Origin of the sequence: Shewanella kaireitica, assembly GCF_023284045.1 — a bacterium.
GTDB lineage: Bacteria > Pseudomonadota > Gammaproteobacteria > Enterobacterales > Shewanellaceae > Shewanella > Shewanella kaireitica.
This window is the reverse complement of sequence record NZ_JAKIKQ010000001.1, coordinates 180,786-204,281: the sequence shown is the minus strand read 5'-3', so window position 1 is coordinate 204,281 and position 23,496 is coordinate 180,786. Positions and strand designations below refer to the sequence as shown.

The following is a 23,496-nucleotide window of genomic DNA, read 5'->3' as shown; positions in this document are numbered from 1 at the left end:
AAACAAACCAGCAAAAACATGGCGGTAGCAACAACCGTAAAAAGCAAAATAAACAGCACAACAAACCAACAGAGCTACATCCGAAAGTCATTATCACCAGTCAACTTCGGTACATAGTGTTATCTAAAGCGAAACTGCTGAGTTTTTATGCTTAACAAGCTCGAGGATGGATAATTAACCCTAGCTTATGAGCCAATAGATGCTGCTGCTTAATGCTGACTCTATGCTCGATAATAAACTGCTGTAATGGTTGCCACACTTCACTTTGATGTTGGATATATTTAAGTTGTTTATATTGTGCAGTGTAGTCTTCCGTGGAGCTTGCAGTAACGACTAGCGATGAAAGGGCTTCAATGCTTGGGGCGAGCAGCTGAGTGACTCTGGGAGTAGTAAGTGCGATTTGTATACCAGCAGGATCGACATCGACGAATGCCACAACAGTTACACTCTTAGGTAGCAGCTCAAGCAAAACACTAAGTCCTTTACCCAATCCGTTATGCCCTCGATACACCACTAATGCATTGCTGAACGATTCATCGACCGAAAACTGATGCCAACAATCAAAGGCATCAAGGTTTTCAACAATCACTAGGTGAGTAATCGTTGCAGTCTGAGATTCAAATAATTGAATGACGTCAGCAAGCGGTATTCTAAGTGAATACTCAACTGGAAGATTCATATAAAAAGGTGGCGGCTTGAGCAGCACATACTGTTCATCAGGGGCTATTGCTGCGAGCTTTTCATAGCGACTGTGTTTGGCGACCTCAGCGCGAGTGCCCCCGAAGGAGTCTTTGAGTAGCTCGCTACCAAAGTAAACCATCGACATTTGATTCAGTTGATGTAACTGCGCAGCACTAAATCGCAAGGCGCGGCCAGACTCATCGACACTGCCCACCTCTAGCTCAGCGAATATCTTTTGCCAATTAGCGCTAAAGGACACCTTGCCAATGCGCTTTCGCAGCACATTGGCAATTAAATTGGCATGGACTTTAGTTAGGCGAGCCACAGCTCAACATCACGAATAACGAAGTTACCAGTATAAACAGGGTCTGACTCACCGATAGCCTCGAGCTCGAAATACTGTCTATGCTCTTCAGGCAAGCCTTCATAACCACAAATAACTTGATACAACCAACTTTCACGATCCCAGCTTAACGCTTGCTCATCGAGGTACTCTAATGCTGATTGACTCTTGCCTGAATCAATCACCGCACAGAAGTAGGCATCAACCGCCAGCTTGAGCGGGTTATCCGGAATATCAAAATCTTCAGTTTGGCTTAGCGATACTGATACATCTTGCTCAGCTATTACATGCCCAGCATTAAGCCTATCGATACGCTTAATATTGGAGACAATTTCAAAGAGTTCAGGCTCATACAAACTACTGTGGACATCTACTGCAGCGGGAGCAAGTAGCGCTTCTGCACAATTAAACAATGCTGGCAGCTGTTTGTGACTAACATGGTCCGCGGGATGATAATCAGGATGAAGATCGGTATAAAGCAGCCAACCTTTAAGTAAACGAGTACGCCCACGAATTTGACGGAAACGGCCAAGCAGCTCAAGCAGACGTCCCTGCACCACACTTAACTCTTGAGTACAATCACTCAACGTATCTTGTAATGAGGTAACCAAAAGCTTTCTTAGCTCACGAATATCGCCCGCTATTTCACCAAGTTCGCTAAACTGGAACATCTCTAAGCCATTGAGCAGCTCTGTTACCTGTTTTTGAGCCAGCTCATTTTCACGAATTTTGGCGTTGATGGTCCCAACATAACCAAACTCGTTGTTAATGCGGCTCCACAGTACCCGTATCGAATAACGCAAACCATCAGCAAAGCTATAGACATGCTCACTTAAGTCAGCGAGATAAGCCTCAGAGGCAGCGTAATCAACATTGTGACGCGCTTCTTTATAATGAGCAGCCAAGGTTTTAATGCTGGCTAGCGAACTGCCGACATTGGAGTCTATTTGACGGTTACGCTCATCGCTTAATGCCTCCTCTAATAAGGCACGTACCGAACGCTTTAAACGTAACTCTTGATCCGCTTCAGGCCGCCATAAGATATCACTTTTACGTAGCTTCTCTATGGCCGCCGCATTGGTTTCATCTTCTGACACTGAGCCCGATAGATACACATCCATCACTAATTCAGCATGACGTCCAAGCTGTTTTAGCAGCTTAACTCCAGCTTGATGTAAGTTACTGCTCATATTAGACCAAGTCCCTTTGGGTGGCAGTTTCAGCTTGCGCCTCTAAGCTCAAGCCTTCAGTCTCATCAATAAAGCGGATCACTTCATACAGATAATCAAGCTTACCTGTGGCGATAAAGATCTGCTTCTCTGCGTTAGGCTTAGTTAAATATCCGAGCTCCACCAAACGCTTAAACACTAACTTTATCTGCGCATCAACATTACTACTGGTCGAGCCAAACAGACGATAGTGGCTGATTTTAGCCAATTGCTCACGAAAAGCCGGCGTATCTTCAATGCGAGTCTGTAATTCTGTTAGTCTTACCGCTGCGCCTTCTGATAAAGGTGCGTCTTGACCACTGCCTTCTTGCACTAACACCAGCCATTCCACCAGCGGGATAAGCGCGTTACAGATATCTTTAAATTGCGACGAAATGACCTTACGCTCGCTTTCACCTAGTTGCTGATAACCGCAAAAGAACACTTCACCTTCGCCCGCCGATCCAATCGTACGGTTTATTTGGTTTAAATAGGCTTCAACACGCTCACGAGTGTCTGGGTTTTTAAGCGCACGCCAACCATCTTCATCGGTGGTCCGGCAAATAAACTGGCCTTTTAATAAACGTTCAATCAGCGCACTGGTACCCACTAATGTAGTTTCTGTTACTTGACTCATTACACAGCCTCCTGAGTACGTCGCTGACTAAGTTTTTCGGCTATTGGATTGATTTGTGGTTTAACCACCTGCAGTTTTTTGGTTTGCTTATTAATAATATAACGATTAGCAAACAGGCTAAGCACCTCAGACTCAGGATTCGGGAATGCACCCAACACTGAGATATTGTTGTTTTCACAAGCATCAAAAATCTTTTTCACGTTACCGTGATGCAAGGTGCCGAGCTCATCAATAGGCCAATGAATGGTCACCTCCGCCCTGCCACGCAGTAGACGGGTGAATGCCAACAAGAACTTACATAAAATCAGATATGCCATACCATGGCTTGATGACTCATTAAGCTGTCTATCGGTACGTATTATCAGGTCACTATTGCCCTCTTTTAAGCGCAATTCAATCTCCAGTAACTTGGAGATCCCGCCCGATAATGCCGCGCGGCCGATAATATCTAATGCACGGCGCATGCTGTTAGTGTAGTCCTCACCCGGCAGCTCACTAAAGCCTTCGGCCTTCCACTGACGGAATGCTTTTACAAAGGCTTCAAGTTCAGGCCAGAACTCAAGTTCACTAATGCGCGAACGAATTCTAACTGCAGACTCCGATACCCCATCAAGGAACAACTCTTCACCCACCTCACGAGTAATACGGGCGCTTTGAGTGGCAATACGGCGGTCAATATCGGCCAGTACATCGTAAAATGCGGTGAGATCAACGCCAAAGATCCGTCCTTGCTCACGCAGTGCCATCATAGATTGTGGCACCATCACGTTCAGTAACTGCTCCAGCTGCGGCACTAGTTTGCGGTAATCTAGAATACGAATCCCTTTATCATTGATAAAGCTCGACTCTTCACGCGCACGCTCCCAAGTCTCAGATAAGCTAGAACCTGACTTACTGGCAATCACTGAATCAAAGTGTTCAACATACTGCTTCACTGAGCCGAGCAATGAATCACGCTTTAACAGCTGATCTTCACCTTGGCGTAGACGCTCGCTGAGACCACCTTGAGCATCCTCATTATTAGCAGGCAGTTTTAGCTCGGTCAGTTTGCGCATAACACTGCGCAATTTAGTTAGGTTTTCTGAGGCTTCAACTTGTACCGCGTCAGAACGCTTGCGTTCACTATCAAGCTCACTACGCTTGGCTTTGACCTCATTAGATTTGGCCTTAAGCTGCTGCTCTAACGATAAGCTAGCTTGCTTAACAGTGCTAAGCTCAGTTTGTAGCTTAGGCTTACGCTTGAGCCAAGTATGTTGATACCAATCGTCATAGCGCAGCACTTCACTGCGGCGTTGCTCCGCTTTACTGATATTAGCTTCAAGGGTGCGGATCTCGGTTTTTAGCGCGACAATTTTGGCTTCATCGATACCGCGAGATTTAAGCTCATTCTTGTACCACTGCTCGCAAGCCTTTTGTTCGCTTTTAGCATGATCACGGCGGTTTTGGATATTCGCTTTAACCTGGCCAAGTTGATTGTCTAACGCACCAACAACCTCTTGCCAATAAGCGTTTTTCTCCATGCGCGCTTCTAGCGCCTGCTCTTTTTGCTCTTCAAGCCACTCTTGCTGCTGTTGCTTTAATTGCTTCAGCTCGCTGTCGAGTCTAGCAAGTTGCTTCTGCGATGCAGACTTTCGCTCATTAAGTGCTTGGTTGATCCTCTCCTGCTCAGCGCGTTTATCATCAAACAGACGGCGCAGATCATCGCGGCTATTTTTGTATGCTGTGCGGGCAAATGTTAGCTCACGCGCCATGGCATCTAGCTCTGAATTAACGGCCACCAATTTAGCTTCTGCTTCAGCTTGTAACTCTTTCGCACTGGTTAACATCTCTTCGGCGTTAGCATGCTTAATGCGTAGCTCCTGCTCAGATGCGGCGTACTCTGGCGAATCGATCGCCTTTAGATCAAGCGCTATGCCATATAAGGCTTCAAGGTTTTCCCCACTGATTGTCGGGTGCAAGTCACTACGGTGCAGTAGTTCTGAATTGATCACCTTGCCTAAGGTGTTCTCCCAACCATTGGCTTCTTTACGTAAGAACTCTAGTAATGTGTGTGACTGTGGGAACAAAATATGGTGCAGCTCTTCAAGCTCGCTTTGGCGCTCTGTGACTCGAATGCCAGCCACCCGCAAACCTTCATTAGCTTGATCGCGTTTAGCACGCAGCTTACGCTCTTCGCTCGTAAAGCGGTCAACCTTAGCATTACAGCTCTCTTGCTCCTCATCGGCGCGGGTAATTCGTTCATCAAATACTGCTAAGGCCAGTTTTTCCTCTTCCGAGTAGGTCACGCTATCAACGCGTACTTTCAGCTCTGCGGCAGACAGCTTTAATTGATAGGCTTGTTCGCTAAATTTAGCCTGACCTTTATCAGTAGCATCACGCCATTGATCTTCTAATGCTGCTAATTCACTGCGGCCTTGCTCACGCTGTTTATCGCGGGACTCTCTTAAGCTATCTTGCTCTTGATGCAAGTTTTCCAGCTCTCGGTTAAGCCCTTCACCAATTTTACTACGGCGGGCGTTGTACGCGGCCTCAATATCTTGGTGCTTTTCTGTTTGTAACTTATGTCGCTCTGACAAGTTTTCTAAGCTGCCACGCCAGCTAGGTAACTGTTCGAGATCCAATTTTGCTTGTTCAATTTCAGCATCTTGAAATGAGGCGTGTTGATCTTCAATAGAATCTAACTCTTGTTCACACTTGGCCACATCGCCCTTAGCGGCAGACAAGTCTAAGTTGAGCTCGTCACGTTGCTCTTTCCACTCTTCGTCCAACTCTCTTAGTTTAGCGTTGAGTGCTTTTGACAAGTCTTGGTGATGCTCTTGTCTTTCGACCTCATCACTTTCATCTTTGCTATAACCGCGGCGCAGACTGGCAAGTCGCTGCTCAGTGCTTAGTAGCTGGTCAAACTCCTGCTCTAACTTTTCAAACTCAGGGCGGATAAGCTCAAAACCCTGAATAAGCTGACTCTCTTTGATCCAAGACTCAACATGTTGTGGGTTAATGCGAGAGCTAGGAGGATTAACACCATCCTCTTCAAGAATAGCGGCGATCATCGATTTGATCGTCTCCATCTTGCCCTCTTTTGAGTGCACCGCTTTCGCCAGTTTTTCAATATGGCGCAGCGAGTGCTCCGCCTCACAGAGTGAGAATTGACGGGCGTAATTACGTAACTCGGTACGGTTACTACCAGTGCTCAATAATGCTCTATCGTTCTGAATGATCGCCCTAAACTCTCGAGTATTGAGTAAGTTCGTGACCGCAATACCCGCTCGCTTCATCTCACGGCCAAGTTCAGCCATGGTAAAGCACTGAATATTATCGCCCTGCTGAGTTTTAATATAATCATCTAGCTCAAAACCTTTACCGATAAAGCGGTAATTAACCCCTTTGCCGTCACCTGCAGAGGCTAATACCGCTTGATAAGCGAGTCCGTCAGACTTGATATATTCATAGATGATAAAGCTTGATTCGTGCGGCAGGTACCAGCGCTCAAAACTATCACGTGTAGAGGGGACAACTCGGCTTGGGTACTCACCGTAAAAAACCGGTACCAAACGTTGTAACGTGGTTTTACCCGATGCGTTAGTGCCGCATATGTTGGTATGGCCATCAAGGGCGAGTTCGACCACGCCTGGTAAGTGAGTATCAATCAGTACGATGCGATTTAAGCTTGGCATTACATTCCTTAATCCAAACGCAGCTTGCGGCAAAAAATGGCTAGCAAACTGTTACGTGTCGCAGTGATAGCAACACGCATATAAAGAGGTTGATAATAAAATTAGCTGGTCACTAAATTAAAGGAAAGCGTCGCGCTTGGCAATCATCGCCAAGCAGCTATTTTGCTGACTTTAGTGACTAAATAAAGGAAGCGCGATCATACGCCATTTTCAGCGGTGAAGGTGCTCAATCAATCGGCAATTGAGCGCCTTATATAAGAGATATCAATTTGCGGCAGTGATAACAAGTTATCGGCTGCCGCTGAGCAAACTATTGAACGCGCAATTCATCAAGCACAGCTGCACGTCGCTTAGCAAAGTACTTGTCGGTTTCCGCCATAATCACATGTCTTAAACCGATAAGCGCAATTAGATTTGGAATAGCCATTAAACCATTAACCGTATCGGCTAGCATCCAAATAAGATCAAGTTTTATAAAGGCGCCAACCGCAATTAAACTAAGAAAGGTCAGCTGATATAACTTAATGCCTTTTTCACCTAGATGCTTACCTGTTAGGTAGTACCAACAACGCTCGCCATAATAATGCCAGCCCAAAATAGTAGTAAAAGCGAAACAAACCAAGGCAATGGTCACCACGTACTGACCTATAATCGCTGAGCCTCCGGCGGCAAATGCAGCGCTGGTCATGGCTGCGCCCGCAGTATCACCACTCCAAACACCGGTAATAATCAGCACTAAACCTGTCATGGTACAGATTAAAATGGTGTCAAAGAATGTGCCCGTCATACTCACCATGCCTTGCTCAACGGGCTCATTGGTTTTAGCTGCCGCTGCCGCAATAGGTGCACTGCCTAGACCAGATTCGTTGGAGAACACCCCTCGAGCAATACCAATTTGTAATGCTTGAGCAACCGTCGCCCCTAAGAAACCACCCGCTGCCGATATCGGTGTAAAGGCCGAGTGCACCACGAGTTGGAGTGCGGGCATTATCTGATCGGCAAACAGTACCAAAATCCAAATACACGCCAACACATAGCCTAGTGCCATTGTCGGTACCAGCTTTTGCGCCACATTGGCAATACGCTTGACGCCACCTAAAGTTACCGCAGCAACCATTAGCGTCAGCACGATGGCTGTTGTCCAAGCAGGTACGTCAAAGGCGATAGTCATCGCATCGCTAATCGCATTAACTTGGGCAAAGGTACCTATGCCAAAGAAAGCCACACCAACACCGAATACCGCAAATATTTTTGCCAACCACTTAAGCCCTAGCCCTCGTTCAATGTAATACATTGGGCCACCTGCAATATTGCCGCGAGCATCAGTAGTGCGATATTTAACCGCCAGCATACATTCAGCATATTTGGTTGCCATGCCAAAAAATGCCGCTAACCACATCCAAAACAGCGCACCAGGGCCACCAATTTTTATCGCGGTAGCAACCCCGACTATATTACCGGTGCCTATGGTTGCGGACAGCGCGGTACATAGCGCGGCAAAAGAAGACAGATCACCTTTGCCAGTTGCAGGCTTAAACAGCAAGCTCAGTGCTAAAGGCAGTTTAAAAACTTGGATAAGCTTTAATCGGATAGTGAGATAAAGACCGGTACCCACCAACAAACAAAGGGTGATAGGCCCCCAAACAATGGCGTTGATATCGGCTAGCAGTGTTTCAAAATTCATGGTATTCCTCGAGTATTAAACAACAGAACTCGCTATATTCAAACAGCTTGAAATAGGAGTTATTAATAATCGGAGGAGGAAAAGAAATGGCTGGTGTAGCGTGCTGCCGTGTGCAGCAAACGGTTTATCCGCCTGGAGAGAGGCTAGAAAAGGCGCAGCGGCAAACAACAGTGACTAATATCGATTTGATAATAGTTAACACAGTCATCCTCTCCTCTGTCCTTTTGCCTGAGCGTTTCGCGTTAGCAAAAAAATGCTAACACTTTCGCCTTCGGCGCTGTGTGACAATCAAGCTGACGAACGCTTATTTGCTCACAGTCTCTCCAGAGGCTCGTCCAGTAACAGTCCTCACCACATAAGTGGCACCTGAAAGAGTGCTTTGCTTAGCCTAAGCGTTAACAAAGTTGCCTCGTCGGTGTGGGGTTACTCCCCACTCTCCTGCTACCTTCATCCGAACGGATCCCATTCGCTTTTATATAAAAGCAAATGGGTCAAACAGAATGCGTCATCTAACGGTTAGCCTCAAGTGAGCCAGTTCACAGTTTATTCACTCACAAAGTCAAATGGGATTGGCTGCTGCTTTAATCATCGCTTTAAAACAAAAAACCGACTAATCACCAGTGTCATTAGTCGGTTTATCAACAATCATTGACGACTGTCTGATGGTAAGTTAAGCGCTATTGCTTAGCCAGCATAGCTGAGGCGACGCTCTTCATACTTATCAAACATCTGCTGCGCTTGATCATCAACATAGGGGCGTAGGCCGCTCATCACCAAAGTTTTAATTCCGGTACCCACTAACTTTTCGCCGCTGTGCAGCTCGAAAGTTAAAGTGACATCGCCACGCTTACCTTCAATTTTTAAGTCTTGTTCAACCAAGGTCAACTCAACCTCGGTAAAATCAAGCGTCGTTAAGTCAAAAGACATGCTTTCATAAATGACTAATGGTCTTGCAGGGTTAATCATCATTTGGCGCTGCTTCATCATCGGCACCAAAATATGCATAAAGTTAAGGCCTGAGAACGCCACATACTTGCGAATAAAAGACTCGATTTGTACATCACAATGACGAACGTCACCACTACGGTGTACATTTAGGTAGCATTTATCTTTGTCATCTCTAATATCGAAATCTTCTTCAACGACTGCAGGGAACTGCAGCTTAACGCCATCCCCTACCATACCCGCAAAGTTAAAGGTCATTTTCTGGCTTAGGCCATATTCATTTAATACTAAAGAAAAGAGCAGATCACCTGGCACACAAAAACGCTTTGCGGCAACGTCATGGATTGGATTGAAATCATGGGCAACGCTTTTAGCAAACTCGCTTGCTTGTTCTGGAGCAATGACAACTGATTGGTCTGCTTTTTTAAAGAAAGAACTTAGGAACATAATCACTCAACAATCTTGTTAACCTTCAAAGTGGCTGAGCATTGTATACCATGATTGAAATTTGACTCACCCGATGACTTCATCTGCCTATTTGTGGTGCGCACAAAGGAGCATCTATTGTCTTTATATAACCAAAAGTTATCTAAAGACACGACTAGTTCTAAATCAATTCACATTAGTAACTGCCTATATCACTACTTTTTCATGCCAACTAGCTGCAAATTGTCACTAAATACTTAAATGTAAAGAAAATAGCAGCAATTCCCACAAACGTAAAAAACTGACATAACTTTTTGTTTTACATTGAAATAGATATAACCACAGTAAAAGCAAGGCTATATAAATAGCCACAAACACTTTACAAATGTTGATCTAAATCATAATTTAAATGAGAATAATTTGCATTATGTTAATCAGTTGGTAAAATCCCCACAAATTTTACAACCCGCCATAACAAAGGGATAGAATGATGATGAAGAAAACCTTACTTGCTACTGCGCTAGTTAGCATGTTCGCAACTCAAGGAGCTTATGCTGCTGATGAAACAGCTGAGCTACGTAAGATTATTGAGCAGCAACAGAAAGTTCTACAAGATCTTGAAAAGCGTCTTGATGAAACTGAAAAGCGTGTAGAGAAAACCGCTGATGTAGTAGAAGAGTCAGCTTCTGAGTCAAAGAGTGCCACAACAATCGGTGGTTACGGTGAGCTTCATTACAACAACATCACTGACAACAAGTCTGGTAAAGATAAGAAAGCTATCGATTTCCATCGCTTCGTACTTTTCTTTGGTCATGAGTTCACAGAAAGCACCCGTTTCTTCTCTGAATTAGAAATTGAACACGCCCTTTCAGGTGACGACAAGCCAGGTGAAGTAGAGCTAGAGCAAGCTTATATTGAGCATGACTTTAACGACATGTTCGTTGGTAAAGCGGGTCTATTCTTGATGCCAGTTGGTATCATTAACGAAACTCACGAGCCACCAGCATTCTACGGTGTTGAGCGTAACCCAGTTGAGAAAAACATCATCCCAGCAACTTGGTGGGAAGCGGGTGCTGCACTTAACTTAAAAGCAGCTCCAGGTTTAGCCTTCGATGGTGCGATTACTTCAGGTCTTAAAGTTGATGAAACTTATAGCATTCGTGGCGGCCGTCAAAAGGTAGCCAAAGCTGATGCTTCAGATCTTGCCTATACGGCACGAGTTAAGTACACAGCAGTGCCTGGTCTTGAGCTTGCTGCAACTGCACAATATCAAGCAGATCTAACTCAAAGTACTGGTGGCGTTGATACTGCATCTGCAACATTGCTTTCTGCACACGCGATCTATTCTATCCAAGGTTTCACTGTTAAAGCATTGTACGCACAGTGGGATATCGATGGTAAAGAAGCCGAAGCTTTAGGACGTGACGAGCAAAATGGTTGGTACATTGAGCCTTCTTATAAGTTCAATGATAGCTTTGGCCTATTTGCTCGCTACAACGAGTATGACAACAACGCAGGTAACAGCGACGATACCAAAATTGAGCAAACCAATGTAGGTATTAACTACTGGTTGCACGAAAACGTAGTATTTAAAGCTGACTACGAAAAAGTTGGCGGTGCTAAAGACGCTGACGGATTCAACTTAGGTGTTGGGTACCAGTTCTAATTTGAACTAAACTGACCTAAAAATGAGTGCTCAAACTTGAGCACTCATTCATTTTATCTCACACGAGCTAGCGCAATATGAAACTACCCCTCGTTGTATTATCTGTCTTATTAAGTTGCTCACTGACGAGCGCTACAGTAAACGCTAGAGGGACCTATCAAACACCAGAAGAGTTCATTGGCCAAGCTTTTAATGCTGAAGTGCCAAAAGCAAAAGTATTCTGGATTGACGATACCGCAAAACAAGCCATTGAATCTATTCTTGCCCATAGCTTTAAAAAGATGCGTCTACGCTACTGGCAACAAACAGATGAAAGCGTATGGATCATGGATGAAATTGGCAAAGAATCCCCCATCACAGTCGGCATTCATGTCAAAGACAGTGCGATTGCCCAAACAAAAGTACTGGTATATAGAGAGAGTCGCGGCGACGAAGTCAGACATGATTTCTTTACTGATCAGTTTAAATCAGCCAAACTCAAGCAAGACTTACAACTTGATACGCATATTGATGGCATAACAGGTGCAACATTATCAGTTAGAGCGTTAACTAAGTTATCGCGCATTGCCCTGTATCTAGATGATTATGTGATAAATAAAGATAAAGAATGACGCGCAAACACCCCAGCTTTAGAGTCAAACTGTTACGACAATTACGCCCTTGGCACCGTAGGATTGGGATATTTTCCACCCTCTTGGTCATCTTTATTGCCGTTTCAGGGGTGCTCATTAATCACAGTAATGCTCTTTCGCTCGATACAGCCCAAGTAAAACAGCGCTGGTTACTCGATTACTATGGTATTAAAGCACCCACAGAGATAAGCTTTTATCAACAAAGCCCAAAGAAACTCATTAGCGCTGGCAATCAAGTCTGGCTAGACAATCAGCTCATACTCGAAGCAAACAGCCTAGTATTAGCAGTAACTCGCTATAACAATATGCTGGTTGCTATCGATGCAAGCCATCTGTATTTAATGTCCTCAAGCGGCGAATTGCTGGAAACCCAAGACAGTGCTACAGGTCTCCCCTCCCATATTCAAGCATTAGGGTTACAACAAAACCTATGGCTTAAAACTCAAGCTGGAGTATTTGTTGCTGATAGTGATTTGATTGATTGGTCACCTGCACAGCCGTTAGCGGCAATTCCTTGGATTACGCCACTAGAAGGTACTGATAACTCTGAGGCCGCCGAGCAAATCCGTAGCAGCCGACTACATTGGGAGAGGGTATTACTGGATCTACACAGCGGTCGCTTCTTTGGCAATTTAGGCCCTTGGTTGATGGATCTGGTCGCACTGGCACTGATCATCATGTCATTAACCGGCTGTTATATTTGGTTGCAACAGAAACCCGCTAAAGTGAAACGTCGCAAAAAACAGTAGTTAACCAGTAGCATGATGCTTCTGGGCAACAACATACTTAACGCAGCCTCTTTGTTGATGCTGTGGCGATTGAAGGTTTTCCAGCAACTCAGTACAAAAACCGGAATAATCATCGCCAAGCAACTGCCGTAACTTTTGCATTCGCTCAAGTCTTGCTGACCAGCCTTGAACCACATCTGCCCGCGCAGCGCCTGAAAAGTTAAGTTCAAAGTCGGTAGCATCATTATCGACATAGCTAATTTCAAAACCTGCCTGCTGCAACATCAGCTGCATTTTGTCGCCGAAGTTAAAATCATAGATCCCAGATTGTGCCGACTGTAGTTCAAACTGACGCACCTTGTCATAATAAGCACTGTCGATGCTGAGATTCGCAGAGATAAAACATGCGACATCAAGCAAGGCTATCCAGCCACCAGGCTGAATAATCGAATACAGCTTCGTCAGGTAATCAAGCGGATTAGGTAGGTAGGATAACGAGAAACTTGCCCATACGCCGTTAATCTCAGCCAACGACTGGTAATCAATATTATCAAAATCACAGTAGATAAAAGTTTGCTTGGTACTTTGATGTCGCTGGCAGAAGTCGATAAAGCTTAGATTTAAATCGATCCCAACCACCTGCTTAACTTCAGACGCTAACAGTGATGACATCCCACCTACTGAACAGCCGAGGTCAACGACAACGTCACTGCTTTTAAAAGGAACATGCTGTAGATAACGCGCCCAATTTCGCCAAGTTTGTTGCTTTTGATATTCCTCAAACAGATCCAATGATTACTCCTCACAGCTCGTTGAAACAAGGCCTATGCTGATTCAAATAACACTCCTGCGCAAGAATACTATGTAATAAAAATATCGCCCTGATGCATAACAGGGCGATGATATTCAACAACTAACCACAGCATGAACTGGTCGCGCAGCAACTAGCCTTACCATTGATTTCAGCCCCATCGACTAAACTCGCCAGATAAGTATTCTTCAAATAGAAATTACTAAAGCTCTTAACGAAATCATCCGGTACCGTTTTGTCTGCAAGACCGGATTCAATCAAAGCGGCTTGCCATTTCTGTACTTTAGGGAAACCATCGAGCATATCAAAACCCGAACAGCGTTTAATAACATCAGCTCGGTGTAATATCGGTAACCACGCAATATCAACGTTAGAGATGGTGCTGCCTTTAAAAAAAGCACTGTCGCCAAGCTTATGTTCAGCTTTAGCGAATGACTTAGATAGCTTAGCTAAGCGTGTTTCAAAAGTTTCTTTCTCTTTGCTGCCCATAGTGCCGCATTGAGCCATATAGTGCTTACTCGCTTGATAAGACCAAGCACGGTCGAGCGCTTTTTGTTCGGCCGACACCTGTTCAATCGGCGCATATTTGTCATCTAGGTATTCGACGATGGCATCAGACTCAAATAATACGGTTTCATCTTCAGTAATAAGTACTGGTACTTGGCCATTGGGTGAAATATCTAAAAACCATAGAGGTTTATTGCTAAGTTCAATGTATTCGATTTCAAAAGGAATACTCTTGCTAACAAGTGATCCCATCACACGTTGAACGAATGGACAGTTTTTAAAGCTGATAAGTTTGATCACGGCTAACTCCGAGAGAAAATTATTGTTTAATTACCTCTTAAGACGCAGTTGAGTGAGAAAGGACGCAAATAATTGCCTCCCCATGAACAACAAGCTTAACCGCCAATCAAAAAACGGCTCACTAAGAGCCGTTTTCATCCTTTACACACTAATTAGTTTGGTAAAACTAGGTTTATGTCATTTGCCTTGTTGTGGTCAAATAAGCTGAAGAAGGTTTCGACTGACTTGTTATTACCCGATATTTGAGCTTTGCTAGCATCACCCGTTGTGAAGTACCCCAACATTTCTAACTTATTACCTGTTAATGTAGCATCAGCATTGGGGTCCTGTTTTAGCGAGAAGATAGCAATCTCATTTCGTACGGTATAGTTGGCCACTTCGCCAGTATCTGACACCTTAATATTGATAGATAACTCTTGGCCTTTGGCGCGCTCAGCATTCAGGTTCACACGCTGCGTTGCTAGAATCTTGGTTGTAGGTAGTACTTTCACAATAGCTGGATTAGCAAAATCCCAAGCAACCGAGCGATCTAACGTGCCGTCAAGTTCTCCAGCATCAGCAACGGCAAATCCTCTCCAGTAAATATTGGTTTGCTTGTAACCCCACTCACGTAATGCTTCGGCCTTTAAGTTACGCGCATCCATATTTGCTGGGTCGACGTTGTTCACATGAGTTAAAATTTCAGCCGCCCAACCATAGTTTTCCGTATCAACAGCTTTTTGCGCCATCTTAATCACATTTGCTTCACCGCCCATGGCATCAACATAGTCTTGAGCCATCTCTTTTACAGCAGGACGAGCAAGTTTAGTCGCATCACCTTCCCACCAGCCTAGGTAACCGTTATAAATATTACGCACTGAATGAGCAACGGTACCGTAGTACTCACCTAACCAAGGATCATTGGCTAAATTCTCTGGCAAGATAACTTTCTCAGCAAGTTCATCACGCTTAATACCACGATTAATGTAGTAAACAGACTGATCATGTACATATTGAATAGCATCGCGATAATTAGTAATGCGTTGATTAATAAAGTCATGCCCCACCCATGCTCTCATATGAGAACCGCTATAGGTATTGGCCTTTTCCGAATAAGCTAACAAGTGGTCGATACCTTCATACCATTTCTGTACATCACGATATTTAGTACCACGCAGCGTATATAGATTAGGGAAGGTTTCACCTTGGATCGTTTCGCTACCATGAACATGCTTAAATTGAGGGAAATAGATATCGATTTCATCATCACCTGCATCACCGTATGCACCAAACACTTCCATATCGATGCCCGAGACTGTGATTTTTAATGGCTGATCATTACTCACTAAGACATTTGGCATGAAGAACGAAACAGGGCCTGCCGTAAAGGTTGGGCCTAAGCCGAAATGTGCTGGGCGCCCTGCTGGTGCCTTAGGTAAATATACGCTGGCATAAGCAGTACGCTGGGTAAGAATCGTACCTGTAACTCCGACATCACTAACAAGATTTGGGATAAAGTTATCTGAAGCAATAATCTTAACCTCACCAGACTTAACTTGCTCTTCAGTAACCCCCCAACCAGCAGCACCAAAGGCATGATCAGGATGGCGATGGGTGTATATAACAGCCTTAACAGGTAATTTAGAAAATTGACTAAACGCATCCATAGAAGCTTTGGCCGCCGTGTCATTTTCACCAGGATCAACAATGATCAATCCGTCATCACCTACGGCAACTAACGTTGATGCCAATTGAAAGCCGGAAATAGAATACAGCTTACCCGCTGCAATCTCTTGTATTTTAGGGGCCATTTGCTTAGCAAACTCGGTCATTGCCACAGGGATCATGTCAGAGCTTTCGGTGTAAGCTTTATTATGCGCTTCATCTTGCCAAACCACTTTAGCCAAATGGCTCTGCACTTTCGCGTTTGTGAAAAAAGACGGGTCGGCGCTACGAACTAAGTCGGTATTGGCAGCAAATGCACTCGTTGTTGAAGAAGCTAATAGTACTGCACAAATTGATGTTGCGATGACGTTAGATTTAAACATAGTAATACTCTCTCAAAGTGACGGACTCAACCATTTGGCCCGTTGATGAGGGAGATATTAATAACTAATAGCCACAGTATCGATAGTGCAAAACTTAAACAACTATTAAGCTTTACTTATGATTAAGACGTAAAGTTTGCTAACCATATAGGGCTGTGCTTGTGCTAAATATTGCTTCTCTTAACCATTGATGGCCAGGATCTTTATGTTGCGAATGGTGCCAAGTCATATAAACCGGTACTTGCTGGGTTTCAAATGGCAGCTCCAGCACTTGTATTCGCCCCGTCACAGCCACTTGGTTAGCATGCCAACGTGAACTGACACATAACCATTCAGTGTCAGCCACTAAGTTAAGCCCTGTCATCGCAGATCCAGTTGAATAAGCGACTTTTCTTGAGGGTAAATGTTTAGCAGCCACTGAGTTGAGGGTATAGCGGTCCATTCTTTTTGTTTGCCAAAGAATGTGTTCTTCAGCAAAAAAAGCATCCTCACTAATTTCCCCCTGAATTCTTGGGTGCTCACGGCTTAGCGCTACAACGAGATCTTGCTTGAAAAGCAATTCGTTATGATAACCATGCTCTTCGAATTGCACCGTCGATATAATAATATCGACTTTTCTCATCCTTAGATCATCTTGCCTAGACTCTTCACTATCGTGTTCAATGTCGGCAATAAATTTAGTATTGGGCGCCTTTTTTTGGCGATACTTAACCAGACTTGGGATCAGCATTAGATCCAGATCTTTATGGCTAGAGACTCTGAACTTTCGTTGACTGGTTTCAGGATTGAAAAGGTGACGAGATTGCGTGCCGTTGACTAATTGCAACAAGGGTTGTTGTATTTCAGCATGAAGCTCTACTGCAAAATTAGTAGGCCGTATTCCTCGTCCTGCTCTCACAAATAGTGGGTCTTCATATTGTTCTCTGAGCCGATTCAATGCTTGGCTAACCGCTGGAGAGGTAATCCCTAGTACTTCAGCAGCTAGATTTACACTGCGGGCATTCATCACCGCATCAAACGTTTTCAACAGATTTAAATCCATTTTTACCTCTTTATTCTGCAGCTAACAATAAGCTAATGCCTCAGATTAGTAATGAATCACTGCCACTTTTAAATGGCCTATAAAAAGACCTATAGCAATAGTATAAAGCCTTATTCCTTTCGGCATAGAAATCTCAATTGGTATAAGCATCTGCCGTCAGTTTGCAATGACTCACGTAAAGTAATCTAGTAATGAGTGTTTCTGTCTACAGTCACAATATACTGACTCAATAACGCCTAGGTTAGCAGAACTTCGACTATCTAGACTCTAACAGCTATCGAAAGCGGAAGTTTCGCCTCTATATTCAATAAGTGTATTTATCACTACTATTACTAATAAAAACAATGCTAAATTGTCGCTATCGTCAAATTAATCAGTTAGAAAGAGTACTCAAGGAATGAATGCAAAAGTTAAAATACTGCTAGCAAGTTTGCTCTGTTTGAATTTAGTCGGCTGTGAATACATCGACAATATATTACATCCAGACGATAGTGATGAAACCGTAATTGATGAAAACTTCAAAAATGATGCGCTGCAATTAGGCTTATCAGAGGCTATTATCACTCAACTCTGTACTGCGACTAAGGAGATCAGTGTTAAGTGTATTAGCGTTCTCAGCAGTGAGAGCAACCAGAAAGAAATCAGATTTGAATATACTTATAATAATGTAACGCAGAAAAATGATTACGCCAAAAGTACGGATGCTAGTCGTATTATTTTTCATCTGCCAGTCGACAACACAGCAGCCAGAATTGAATTTGAAAATAACCGCAGCTACCAATTTAATGATGGCTATGAATATACTTGGGTGGAACCTACTGATATAGAAACTGCTGATGTAGTTAATGACGCTGAAGAATCACTGGCAAAATTAGTGAATTCCGCAGTGATAAAGCGAGTGACAAGCTCTAAGCTAACCAATGTATCTACTGCCAACCTTAGCAATGATCAATATTCAATAACTGCAGCACAAGACTTAGTCAATGGCGCCAGCACAGTGTTATTCCCAGTACTTGCAGTCAGTGTTACTAGCAGTGATCAAACTGTGCCTGTTGACGCATCATTTAAAGCGTTTACTGCTGGGCATAGCGCTATTTTGTCCAACTTCTCCGCCGCTTTTTCAACCGCTATTGAGCAAAGCTGGATCTAACATTAAGCAACAGCAGCTACTCCTTTAAGGCAAAGGAGTAGCTGTTGTTAATTTACTCGCCGCCAATCAACTTTTTCCACCACGGCAGCGGCTCACCACAATTGGCAACCGGCTGATAGCTTTCCCTTAAAGCAGGAACCTTGATCACATTGCCACAATCTGCTTGTTTGGCTGCGCCGCTATTACGATCAAAATAACCTTGAACCGTACCATCAACAGGCGCCATACGCAGGCTCAGCGGAGGACGGTTATTTAAAAACGCTTGATAGACTGCCATCGCGCCACTGCTGCCATAGAGGCCTGTTTTACCGTTATCGTCACGACCAACCCAGATAGCCGCTACGTTTCGCTCATCAAAACCAGCAAACCATGAATCACGTGAATCATTACTGGTACCTGTTTTTCCCGCAAGTGTCACTCGGGGGAAAGCGTTACCCAAGCGTTTAGCAGTGCCATTGTCGACCACTTGTGTCATGGCATACTTGACCAGATAATTACTGGCAACCGGAATCGCCTGTGTCGCAGTCCGCTTAGATGCAACTAGCGGTTGATTATCCTCATCTAGCACCGTGGTAACTGAGTTTAAATGGCGATAACGACCATTATCTGCAACGGTCTGGAACACCTGCGCCACCATGAGTGGCGATCCATTAACTGCGCCAAGTAGCATTGATGGGTACTCAGAGATCTTGTCTTTCCAACCCGCTTTGTCTAAGGTCGTAGCCACGCTACTGACACCAATAGCCATTCCCAAGTTTACGGTCGGCACGTTCATCGACTTTTTAAACGCAGTTAATAGCGGCACTTGGCCACGGAATTTTCTATCAACGTTTTGCGGTGACCAGGTTTTACCTTGGCCATTTTTAAGGGTGATAGGCTCATCCTTTAAAGGCGTTGCTAAGGTGTACTTCTTCGGTTGATTAAGCGCTGTGGCATACACAAATGGTTTGATTAACGAACCTATAGGTCGTCTTATCTCAACTGCGCGATTAAAGCCCTGATAGCTAGGTACCTTATCACCGACCATTGCGGCAATACCCGCTGAGTATTTATCGGTCAGCACCATGCCTACTTGCAAGGATTCATCATTCTTACCTAGCTGCTTAAGGGTCTGTTTCACCGCTTTTTCAGCCGCCTCCTGCGCCATAGGGTCAAGTGTGGTGTAGACCTTAATACCAGACTGTTGCAGCAGCGAATCACCATAGCGCGTAGCTAACTCACGCTTAACAACGGCGAAAAACGCCGGCAGTTTTTGGTGTACAGGTTTATCGGACTTTCTTAATCCTAATGGTGATTCAACCGCGGCTTCATATTGGGCTACATTTAGCTCTCCCGCTTCCATTAATAACCTAAGCACTAAGTCACGACGCTTTTGTGCACGCTCTTCGTATCGCCATGGGTTATAATAGGAAGGGCCTTTAATCACCGCCACTAAAAATGCTTGTTGAGGTAGGGTTAGTTCACCTATTGGTCGACCAAAATAAAATTGCGATGCGAGCCCCATACCATGGACGCCACGCGCCTTATCTTGCCCCATGTAAACTTCATTTAAGTAGGCTTCGAGGATCTCATCTTTCTCATAACGAAAGTCGATTATGATTGCCATTAAAGCTTCACGTAATTTACGTGTTAGTGAACGTTCGCTAGATAGAAAAAAGTTCTTCGCTAGTTGTTGCGTCAAAGTTGAGCCACCCTGCACTGTCCGACCAGCACTGATGTTCACCATGGCCGCGCGCAAGATGGCAAAAGGGTTAACACCGTGATGTTCATAGAAGCTGCGATCTTCAACTAAGATAAGCGCATCAATTATCGCTTGTGGCATCTTATCCGCCGCCACAAATAATCTATCTTCGCCGTCCCCGGTAATAATTCTGTCCAGTAGTACGGGTTCTAGATGAAAGACTGCGAGCTGACGTTGGTCGCTGCTTCTTGCCACAGAGCTTATGCCGTTCGAGTCAAAGGAGATCATCACTCTTTGTTCTGTTTGGTCACCTTTAGGATGTAAAAACGGTCTACGCCATAGATCGATTTTGGTTTTTGAAGCAGAGAACTCTCCCACTTGGCGCGGGTTAGCCACTTTACGATAGCCCAGTAGTTTTAGCTCAGACATCAACTGCCCGTGGCTAACTGCAGCTCCAGGATAAAGTGCCATAGAGCGGCTAAACACTTGCGCAGGTAAATGCCATTTTTGCCCTTCAAACTTGCGTGCAATAATTTGATCTAAATAGATCCCATAAGCAGCAACAACCACAGCTGCAATAACGCCAAGTTTCCAAGTTATAGACCATATTTTACGGCCCCAACCCGATTTTGGGGGAGATTTCTTAGTGGCTCTTTTTTTACCACCTTTGCCGGCTGATACTCTTTTTACCGCTGGACGCTTGGTGGTTTTTTTAGGTTTTGGTGTCGCTTTATCTGTCATTACTGTTCCGCTGCCTAGCTCAACACTATTGTGAGCTAAAGGTCTTCTTTTTAGTAAATTTGGTGGGCTGTGTATTTGCCGGGTCATCAGGCCAGAGATGCTTTGGGTATCGGCCCTTCATCTCTTTCTTTACGTGGTCATATGGACCTTGCCAAAAACTCGCTAAATCAGCCGTTAATGCCAAAGGTCGCCTAGCTGGAGACAGCAGCTCCATAGTAAGCACTAACTTACCGTTAACTAACTGAGGGCTCTGCTGCATACCAAAGGCCTCTTGCAACCTTACACTTAACCGTCCACGCTTCTGAGCGTCATACTCTATCTTGGCATGTGTACCGGTGGCCATGGGCCATTTAATTGGCAATATTCGGTCTAAGTGCTGTTGGGTAGCCCAAGGCATTAAATTAAGCAGCAAAGTATAACAATCTAATTGCTGTAATTGTGCCAAACTGCGCACATCATCAAGATAGGGCTTTAGCCAATCATCCAATAATGCAATTAAGCTTTCGTCATCTAAGCTTGGCCAATCATGCGATTTATCTAGGTCGCTGGCAATCGCCACTCGATAGCGCAACTGCTCTGTACGTTCATCAAACTTCAGTAATGCTAAGCCGTTGAGTTCGACCTGCTCTACAATCGCATTTTTAATTAGCTTTTTGTCTAACTGTTTAACAGGGGTTTTACTGAGGGATATTTGACCGACGTTACGTCGTAGCTCGGCGAAAAATCGCCCTTTAGTGTTATCCCAGCCACAGTACTCAATAATATCCACTAAGCTCGACAATTGATCAGCAAATAATTGTTCATTGAGCGTGGCAGCAAGATAGACTTTGCCATTACTTCGCCCTTCACTCTCTTGAAAGTCAGCAACCACTAACCAGGGTTGCCCTGACAAGCTATCATCGTTCGCTAACTCGACGCCCGTACCACCTGCTAACTGATAGCCGCTTGCGCCGCGCTGCTTGGCAATGCGATCGGGATAGGCAAAAGCTAACAGCATGGCAATATCATCACTAGCAGCCTGCCTTGCGACCATTGATAGAGCTTGTAAGGAGCCACTGCGAACATCTAAGCTATTAAGCCACTGACGGATCTGCCTGGCAGGCTCCGATGTTAAAGCTTCTTGAAAATAATGGCTGATATCACTGCCTTTACGGCTGCGGCCTCTAGCCTCTAAAGTGCCAGCCAAAATAGCAGCAAGCATCACTAGATTATTATCACCCTCTTGCTTTGATAAAAGCTGCGCTTTAAGCAGCATATGCGCAATACGTGGCTGGCAACCCAGTTCATAAGCAGCACGACCATGAGCGGTAATCACCCGTTTATCATCAACCATTTCAAGCGAGCGGAGCAACTGCCAGCTTACCTCTTCATTGGCTTTTGACGGTTGGGTCAGCATAGGTAACTCGCCAAGAGACTTAACGCCCCAGTACGCCCCATCTAATACCATCGAAATCAAATCAGTATGCATGACCTCAGGTTCATCAGCCTTAATCAGTCGCCCATGCTCCTCTTGGCTCCACAGTCGAGTGCTAAAGCCAGCCATGAGTCGCCCTGCTCGACCGCTACGTTGAGCCGCAGATGCCTGACTTATCCGTTTAAGCGATAGCCGCGTCGCTCCTGTTCTTGGATTAAAGCTTGCTTGGCGCTTATAACCTGAGTCAATAACCTGGGTTATGCCTTCAATCGTCAAACTAGATTCGGCGACGTTGGTGGCGAGTACCACTTTACGAATACCTGTTACAGGCGGCGCAATAGCTTGATCCTGCGCCTTAGCAGGCAAGCTGCCATATAGCGGACAGATAACAAATAAGTTGGGGTCTAAACGCGGTGCAAGTAAGCTTTGTAGCCGCCTAATCTCCCCTTGCCCAGGAAGGAAAGCTAACAGTGAACCTTGTTGTTGGGTATTTAACGCATCGATAATCACTTTTGCCATATGATCGAGCCACAATGATTGCGTGGGAGCAGCGCGATAATTTTGCTCAACAGGGAAACTACGCCCTTCACTACTGAGCGTCAGTGCATCAGGCATCAGCTCGCTTAACGGTAATCCCGACAAGGTGGCTGACATCGCCAGTAGCTTTAAGTCCTCGCGAAAACTCGCTTGGATCTCTAATGCCAAAGCTAAACCTAAATCAGTGGTTAGATGACGTTCATGGATCTCATCGAATATTACCAGTGCAATGCCGGTCAATTCAGGATCACTTTGGATCATCCGCGTCAGCACACCTTCAGTCACTATCTCAAGGCAGGTATCATCGCTAACTTTTGATTCCCCTCTAACGCGATAGCCAACCTCAGCCCCCAAACTACAACCGCGTTGCCTTGCAATAAACTGGGCAACATTTCGGGCAGCGACTCGTCGCGGTTCAAGCATTAAGATCTTACCGTCTATCTCATCCCAATCTAGCATGGCTAAAGGTAATGCCGTTGACTTTCCTGCTCCGGTAGGCGCCTCAAGTATCACTTGATTCGTTTGATTAAAAGCACTGCGAATAGGCTCTAATAAGCTGTGAATGGGTAATGAAGTTACTGGCATTGTTTTGTAGTGAGGCTCGTTATGGCGGCGTATAACGCACCATACTAAAGTAATGTTTGCCAAGCAGTGTACTCTAA

At 44.7% G+C, this 23,496-nt stretch carries 16 protein-coding genes and 1 riboswitch; of the genes, 4 read left to right on the top strand and 12 right to left on the bottom strand.

Annotation, left to right across the window (positions count from 1 at the left end; all coding sequences use genetic code 11):
• Positions 1-151: 151 nt before the first annotated feature.
• From L2730_RS00810 to L2730_RS00785, 6 genes are all read right to left on the bottom strand, one after another.
• On the bottom strand, positions 152-1,006 hold the full coding sequence (locus L2730_RS00810; RefSeq protein WP_248972848.1) for a DUF7281 domain-containing protein: 855 nt from the start codon (positions 1,004-1,006) through the stop codon (positions 152-154).
• Positions 994-2,214, bottom strand: coding sequence for a phosphoenolpyruvate carboxylase (locus L2730_RS00805; RefSeq protein WP_248972847.1), 1,221 nt, complete (start codon positions 2,212-2,214; stop codon positions 994-996). The genes L2730_RS00810 and L2730_RS00805 overlap by 13 nt, the downstream gene beginning before the upstream one ends.
• Before the next feature lies 1 nt (position 2,215).
• Complete coding sequence (locus L2730_RS00800) at positions 2,216-2,869, bottom strand: condensin complex protein MksE (RefSeq protein ID WP_248972846.1); 654 nt, start codon at positions 2,867-2,869, stop codon at positions 2,216-2,218.
• Complete coding sequence (locus L2730_RS00795) at positions 2,869-6,543, bottom strand: ATP-binding protein (RefSeq protein ID WP_248972845.1); 3,675 nt, start codon at positions 6,541-6,543, stop codon at positions 2,869-2,871. The genes L2730_RS00800 and L2730_RS00795 overlap by 1 nt, the downstream gene beginning before the upstream one ends.
• Before the next feature lie 310 nt (positions 6,544-6,853).
• Positions 6,854-8,227 carry an alanine/glycine:cation symporter family protein gene (locus tag L2730_RS00790; RefSeq protein WP_248972844.1) on the bottom strand — a complete coding sequence of 458 codons (1,374 nt, stop codon included), beginning with the start codon at positions 8,225-8,227 and terminating at the stop codon, positions 6,854-6,856.
• Positions 8,228-8,433: 206 nt separating this feature from the next.
• A riboswitch (glycine riboswitch) is annotated at positions 8,434-8,564 on the bottom strand.
• 347 nt (positions 8,565-8,911) lie between these two features.
• Positions 8,912-9,619 carry a DUF3581 domain-containing protein gene (locus L2730_RS00785; protein ID WP_248972843.1) on the bottom strand — a complete coding sequence of 236 codons (708 nt, stop codon included), beginning with the start codon at positions 9,617-9,619 and terminating at the stop codon, positions 8,912-8,914.
• A gap of 466 nt (positions 9,620-10,085) precedes the next feature.
• Between L2730_RS00785 and L2730_RS00780 the strand changes: the two genes are divergently transcribed.
• The 3 genes from L2730_RS00780 (at position 10,086) to L2730_RS00770 (ending at position 12,645) form a co-directional block, all read left to right on the top strand.
• Positions 10,086-11,264: a porin gene (locus tag L2730_RS00780; RefSeq protein WP_248972842.1), complete on the top strand. Its 1,179-nt coding sequence runs from the start codon at positions 10,086-10,088 to the stop codon at positions 11,262-11,264.
• A gap of 77 nt (positions 11,265-11,341) precedes the next feature.
• Positions 11,342-11,875, top strand: coding sequence for an FMN-binding protein (locus tag L2730_RS00775; protein WP_248972841.1), 534 nt, complete (start codon positions 11,342-11,344; stop codon positions 11,873-11,875).
• Positions 11,872-12,645 carry a PepSY-associated TM helix domain-containing protein gene (locus tag L2730_RS00770; protein WP_248972840.1) on the top strand — a complete coding sequence of 258 codons (774 nt, stop codon included), beginning with the start codon at positions 11,872-11,874 and terminating at the stop codon, positions 12,643-12,645. The genes L2730_RS00775 and L2730_RS00770 overlap by 4 nt, the downstream gene beginning before the upstream one ends.
• On the opposite strand, the gene L2730_RS00765 is transcribed toward L2730_RS00770, so the two are convergent.
• The 4 genes from L2730_RS00765 to L2730_RS00750 form a co-directional block, all read right to left on the bottom strand.
• A complete protein-coding gene (locus tag L2730_RS00765) occupies positions 12,646-13,416 on the bottom strand; it encodes a class I SAM-dependent methyltransferase (RefSeq protein WP_248972839.1) in 771 nt (256 codons plus the stop codon).
• 121 nt (positions 13,417-13,537) lie between these two features.
• Positions 13,538-14,242: a glutathione S-transferase family protein gene (locus tag L2730_RS22020; protein WP_248972838.1), complete on the bottom strand. Its 705-nt coding sequence runs from the start codon at positions 14,240-14,242 to the stop codon at positions 13,538-13,540.
• Between the two features lie 152 nt (positions 14,243-14,394).
• A complete protein-coding gene (locus L2730_RS00755) occupies positions 14,395-16,269 on the bottom strand; it encodes an alkyl sulfatase dimerization domain-containing protein (protein ID WP_248972837.1) in 1,875 nt (624 codons plus the stop codon).
• Between the two features lie 139 nt (positions 16,270-16,408).
• Positions 16,409-17,311, bottom strand: a complete 903-nt coding sequence (locus tag L2730_RS00750) for a LysR family transcriptional regulator (RefSeq protein ID WP_248972836.1) — start codon at positions 17,309-17,311, stop codon at positions 16,409-16,411.
• 397 nt (positions 17,312-17,708) lie between these two features.
• Here L2730_RS00750 and L2730_RS00745 point away from each other — a divergent pair, with 397 nt between their 5' ends.
• Complete coding sequence (locus L2730_RS00745; protein WP_248972835.1) at positions 17,709-18,461, top strand: hypothetical protein; 753 nt, start codon at positions 17,709-17,711, stop codon at positions 18,459-18,461.
• Between the two features lie 52 nt (positions 18,462-18,513).
• Here the strand turns inward: L2730_RS00745 and mrcB are convergent, their stop codons facing one another.
• Positions 18,514-20,883: a penicillin-binding protein 1B gene (mrcB, locus tag L2730_RS00740; RefSeq protein ID WP_248972834.1), complete on the bottom strand. Its 2,370-nt coding sequence runs from the start codon at positions 20,881-20,883 to the stop codon at positions 18,514-18,516.
• Between the two features lie 25 nt (positions 20,884-20,908).
• Positions 20,909-23,419 (bottom strand): ATP-dependent helicase HrpB, encoded by a 2,511-nt coding sequence (gene hrpB / locus L2730_RS00735; protein ID WP_248973167.1) that lies wholly within the window; start codon positions 23,417-23,419, stop codon positions 20,909-20,911.
• Positions 23,420-23,496 lie beyond the last annotated feature (77 nt).

What these genes read in the sequence shown, in the direction of transcription:
- L2730_RS00770 (WP_248972840.1), top strand. Translation starts at nt 11,872, where the DNA reads ATGACGCGCAAACACCCCAGCTTTAGAGTCAAACTGTTACGACAATTA.
- L2730_RS00750 (WP_248972836.1), bottom strand. Translation starts at nt 17,311, where the DNA reads ATGGATTTAAATCTGTTGAAAACGTTTGATGCGGTGATGAATGCCCGC.
- L2730_RS00795 (WP_248972845.1), bottom strand. Translation starts at nt 6,543, where the DNA reads ATGCCAAGCTTAAATCGCATCGTACTGATTGATACTCACTTACCAGGC.
- L2730_RS00755 (WP_248972837.1), bottom strand. Translation starts at nt 16,269, where the DNA reads ATGTTTAAATCTAACGTCATCGCAACATCAATTTGTGCAGTACTATTA.
- L2730_RS00775 (WP_248972841.1), top strand. Translation starts at nt 11,342, where the DNA reads ATGAAACTACCCCTCGTTGTATTATCTGTCTTATTAAGTTGCTCACTG.
- mrcB (WP_248972834.1), bottom strand. Translation starts at nt 20,883, where the DNA reads ATGACAGATAAAGCGACACCAAAACCTAAAAAAACCACCAAGCGTCCA.
- L2730_RS00805 (WP_248972847.1), bottom strand. Translation starts at nt 2,214, where the DNA reads ATGAGCAGTAACTTACATCAAGCTGGAGTTAAGCTGCTAAAACAGCTT.
- L2730_RS00800 (WP_248972846.1), bottom strand. Translation starts at nt 2,869, where the DNA reads ATGAGTCAAGTAACAGAAACTACATTAGTGGGTACCAGTGCGCTGATT.
- L2730_RS00790 (WP_248972844.1), bottom strand. Translation starts at nt 8,227, where the DNA reads ATGAATTTTGAAACACTGCTAGCCGATATCAACGCCATTGTTTGGGGG.
- L2730_RS00745 (WP_248972835.1), top strand. Translation starts at nt 17,709, where the DNA reads ATGAATGCAAAAGTTAAAATACTGCTAGCAAGTTTGCTCTGTTTGAAT.
- L2730_RS00780 (WP_248972842.1), top strand. Translation starts at nt 10,086, where the DNA reads ATGATGATGAAGAAAACCTTACTTGCTACTGCGCTAGTTAGCATGTTC.
- hrpB (WP_248973167.1), bottom strand. Translation starts at nt 23,419, where the DNA reads ATGCCAGTAACTTCATTACCCATTCACAGCTTATTAGAGCCTATTCGC.
- L2730_RS00785 (WP_248972843.1), bottom strand. Translation starts at nt 9,619, where the DNA reads ATGTTCCTAAGTTCTTTCTTTAAAAAAGCAGACCAATCAGTTGTCATT.